This is a genomic window from Pseudomonas sp. NFACC13-1 (genome assembly GCF_900104425.1).
Taxonomy (GTDB): domain Bacteria; phylum Pseudomonadota; class Gammaproteobacteria; order Pseudomonadales; family Pseudomonadaceae; genus Aquipseudomonas; species Aquipseudomonas fluorescens_AA.
Map to the genome: position 1 here is coordinate 1 of NZ_FMXV01000074.1, position 1,147 is coordinate 1,147.

Sequence of the window (1,147 nt, forward strand, 5' to 3'; positions counted from 1 at the left end):
TGGGAGATCAACGTCCACCGCGAGGCGGCCTGCCAACCGGCCTGGTTCTCACGGTCGTACTCCGATCCAATTGTGGGAGCGAGCTTGCTCGCGATAGCGGCCTGACAGCCGACTAGGATTTGTGGGGTGGTCGGAGATTTTGATCGTTCCCCCGGCCTTCTGAAAATCTCGTAGGAACTCCCCCTTTGTGACGAGGGGATTTATCCCCGCTGGGCTGCGAAGCAGCCCCCTCTTTTTGTCAGACCATCCTCATACCCAGGATTTACGGCGGCTGCGCCACCGAGCAGGAGCAAGCTCCCTCGCCACGGGGGTTGTGGGCGTCCTACAGGTCGGTTGTTGCCTCAAAAATCCCCTTCTATAGTTTGGTTCACCTGCTGGCTTTGGTCGGTGGGAGGGTTTCGCAGCCCTGGTGAGTTAGAATCACAACCGTCAAAAAAATCGGCATAGGCATACGCACCTACGTTCGGCTTTTCATGGCGGCTGTGTGTGGGAGATCTTCGGGTCTGCCGAGTCCTAACTCCTCGGTCTGCGAACCCGCACATGGCTGCCACCCAATTGTTTCGCAGCAAAACGGTGGCAAATTTTCTCTTGAGTTAGGGATTTACTATGTCTACCGAACAATCGTTCCGCCGCTTCACCCCGCTAACCCCAATCGCCACCACCCACCCCGTCCTGTTCATCGATAAAACCGCCCCACTGCCCGAACTCCACGCCTGCGCCAGCGAACGCCTGCATGCCACCCTCGACTACCTGACGCTGATGGCCTGCACCACACTGCGCGATTCGGCCGAGACCGACATCAACACCATCACCAACATCGCCCGGATCATGGTCCAGGATGTGGCGGATGTTTTTGGAGTGATTGAACAGCGCGGGCTCGAAGGGCAGTAAAGCTTCCTAAGAAGCAAGCTTGCTCAATATCCTCATCGACAGTGACATCGCCTTCGCGAGCAAGCTCGCTCCCACAGGAGGAACGCGGTCCCACCCAAACCAGGTCGGCTATAAGGCCGCCTCGCAGTGGACGTTGATCTCGGGCGCCCCGTTAACCACGATGGCCGAACGCAGGTATTGCGCAGTGGGCATCCCGGCATGGATGCCGGGATAGCCGCGCTGGGCCATGGATGGCCCTTCGCGGCGGCCCACGGAG

At 59.1% G+C, this 1,147-nt stretch carries 1 protein-coding gene; it reads left to right on the forward strand.

The features are described 5' to 3' along the window. Positions 1 to 606: 606 nt before the first annotated feature. Positions 607 to 891 carry a fructose-bisphosphate aldolase gene (locus tag BLQ55_RS31075; RefSeq protein WP_092259536.1) on the forward strand — a complete coding sequence of 95 codons (285 nt, stop codon included), beginning with the start codon at positions 607 to 609 and terminating at the stop codon, positions 889 to 891. The last annotated feature ends 256 nt before the right edge of the window (positions 892 to 1,147 follow it).